Here is a 3,041-nt window from a genome sequence, read left to right as displayed (position 1 = left end):
TGGGCGAGTCCAATGGTGCCCCACGCGTAAACTTCGCGCTGGCCAACAAACCATTTGATGGGGACGTGAATTTTCACACTCAACATCTAGTGGCCTCCATCTCACTCATCGGAGGACTTTACGGCGAAGAACAGCATACGTTCGACGTACCGTACGTGCCAGAACTCAACGAATTTTATGCCCGCACCCTGCATTCCAACTACAGTAGGTTACGTATAGAACCAGAGGGGATTGGATTGGTGATCGGTGCAACTGATCACGACACCTTTCTTACCGCAATGCCCATCGCCAATTTGATGCAACGCATTTTCTCGATGGCTGGGTTTGAAGCAAAGCTAAGCAACAGCGGCCGCATCGTGCGTCAATTATTGACACAGCTAGGTGGACTACAAGGGGCGCGCGTATTCAAAATACCGGGCGCACGTCAGTTGCTCAAAAAATTCGGACCACGCCATACATTTTCCAGTGATACGGCGCGCGACACGATTGTGGACAAGACCGCTAATCATCCGAATGGAACGTTCTCTGCGCATAACGGCCTGTTTCTAAGTCCACGTCCGATGAACACGCACCTTACTCCGCCGGATGTCTTCAGCTATATGGTGGACAAAGGTCTGTTTCGCATAGGTGTCGATCTGGATTGCCCGCAGTGCGATATGTCGAGTTGGGTGGCGCTCGATGCACTCAAGCAGCAAGCAGTGTGTGAACTGTGTGGTCACAGTTATGATGCTGCCCGGCAGCTACTTGCTTGCAAATGGCGTTTTCGTCGATCGGGCGTGCTTGGTGCAGAGCGGAACGCTCAAGGGGCAATTCCAGTCGCGCTGACTTTGCAGCAGCTAGGTGCAAATCTCGCTCGTGGGCCGGATCAGGACATCTATTCGGCATCTCTGGACTTGACGCCCACGACTGGGTTAGGTTTGCCTAAATGCGAGGTTGATTTCGTTTGGTTGGTTAAGGGACGTTTTCCTAATCCCGCGGCAGTGATTCTCGCCGAGTGCAAGGATCAGGGCCCTATAAAACTTGAAGAGTTCCAGCGAGACGTAGAGAATATGCGCCGTGTGGCTGACGCATTGCCCTCTAATCGTTTCGATGCCTTTGTGTTGTTTGTCAAGTTGGCACCATTCACAGCCGACGAGATCGCATTGGCTCGTACCTTAAATGGCCCACATCAACGCCGCGTCATTTTGCTGACGGCGCACGAGTTAGAGCCTTACTATATTTTCGAACGGATCAAGAGAAAACACGGCATCGATAGCTACGGAGGATCCCCCGAAGAATTGGCGAACGTAACGGCGCGACTCTATTTTACGGATCCTGCTGATAACAAACCATCGCGGTAACCACAACAATTTTTTGAGGCATGCCAAGTTATTTCAACAACACTATATATATTGCCCAGCCCGAGCTTACAAATTAGGCTGGGCGCTTTGAGGATTCGTAAAAAGAAGAACGATGATGTATGTCTGCTTTGGGTTACGGATTCAACCGGTCGATGCAACAGATTGATAGAACCGTGCCGCCGGACTGAGATCATAAAATATAAAGGGCACAGTTAAAATATGGGCCCTTTTCTATCTCCAAACATGACAGCAGCCACAAACTAAAACGGGCACTCACTAGTACCGGAAAACCGTTCCCCGCTAATCGGGTGATCAAACTCGACGCTCGTGGCGTGCAACAGTAGCCTTTCGGCCATACCTTGACTCTCAGCCGTGCCATACAGATCACAGCCCAGTATCGGATGACCCAGTCCCGCACTGTGTATTCTCAACTGATGGGTGCGCCCGGTACCAGGCGTGAAAAGTACCCGCGTGGTATCCGGCGCTGCCTGTCTATCCAGCACCTGATAATGACTACTGGCAGCCTTCCCGGTTTCAAAACAGACTTTCAGTTTCGGAAAATTGACCGGGTCTTTGGCAATCGGTAAATCGATATCGCCTTCATTCGCAGCGACGTGTCCGGCCAACACTGCCTGATATGTTTTGACTACCGTGCGCGCCTGAAACTGTCGATTGATATTGGCTGCTACCGTCTTGTTGAGGGCGACGATCATTATTCCCGATGTGCCAAAATCCAGCCTGTGCAGGAGCAAGGCCGTAGGGAATTGCTGCACCAGGCGGTAATGGACCGAATCCAGATTGAGCGGATTTTTACCCGACAGCGACAGCAGGCCGCTGGGTTTATTGATCAGCAATATCGCATCATCCTGATAGAGGATGGTGATGTCATCGGCACAGGGTGGTGCCACAAAGGTATCGATGCGGGCATTCATAGGGACGCATCATAGCTTGATCCGCTCCAACGTCCGCAAAACGCGCCTGCAGATCAATCAGGGAATCGCAGCAGCGATCCCCTGCTTGCCTTGCTTGAGTTCCTGAGATTCGTCATCAAGTCGGATCGACTATCCCTTTGGCGATCATCCGCAGCGCCGTCATGCTGGGGATGAAAAAATAATCGCCGCCGCGAGTTTCCACCAGGCGCGGGATTTTTGACAGGAAGTAAGGCGCATCGTCGCTGTCTTTTTCCACCTCCAGCACTGCCTTGCTTGGAAACTCTACGCTGTGGTTGCCGAGTATGATTTCCTTGTCGTTACCAGCCTTGAAGTCGTTACCGTAATTGATCCACTGCTGCTGCACGAATTCAAACTGGCGACTGATGCTGGCGCTGATCATCATGATGATGATGCCGTGATTGCCATCGTCGCGCGTAGTATCCTTGACGTCGCCGTAAGGCAGGCCGCGACGCATCACGCGACGGCGATTGGCCAGTGCGCCCGGCGTTTCGAATGCACCCGGCGTGGATTCCAGCGAGGCGCGCGGATTGATGCGGCGCAGGTGCGAACTGAACGGGCATTTCGCGCCATCCATATCGTTGTTGAAAGTGAAGCCGCTCAACATCTTGTCCTGTTCGACGCGGTTCGCTGCGAGGAATTTCGTATCCCATTCAGCTTTGCTCTTTGCATCCGGCGCATCCACCAGCGGTGCGCCATTATCGCGCCAGCGCCCGACGAATTTTGCTGCCAGCAGTTCCTTGCCGCCGGG

2 protein-coding genes and 1 pseudogene are annotated in these 3,041 nt (G+C 52.8%); 1 reads left to right on the top strand and 2 read right to left on the bottom strand.

Annotated elements, in window-relative coordinates; translation table 11 throughout:
* On the top strand, positions 1 to 1,340 hold a 1,340-nt coding region (locus tag Q7T06_RS11360; RefSeq protein ID WP_304784719.1), incomplete at its 5' end, for a hypothetical protein.
* Between the two features lie 260 nt (positions 1,341 to 1,600).
* Here the strand turns inward: Q7T06_RS11360 and Q7T06_RS11355 are convergent.
* Entirely contained in the window at positions 1,601 to 2,272 is a 672-nt protein-coding gene (locus tag Q7T06_RS11355) for a pseudouridine synthase (RefSeq protein ID WP_304784717.1), read from the bottom strand.
* Positions 2,273 to 2,387: 115 nt separating this feature from the next.
* Positions 2,388 to 3,041: pseudogene (locus tag Q7T06_RS11350) on the bottom strand (peroxidase); the annotation flags it as partial.

The organism is Herminiimonas sp. (assembly GCF_030645555.1).
In the GTDB taxonomy this organism is placed as follows: Bacteria; Pseudomonadota; Gammaproteobacteria; order Burkholderiales; family Burkholderiaceae_D; genus Oxalicibacterium.
Note: the sequence above shows the minus strand (reverse complement) of the source record. Positions and strands in the feature narration are given on the sequence as shown.

What these genes read in the sequence shown, in the direction of transcription:
- Q7T06_RS11355 (WP_304784717.1), bottom strand. Translation starts at nt 2,272, where the DNA reads ATGAATGCCCGCATCGATACCTTTGTGGCACCACCCTGTGCCGATGAC.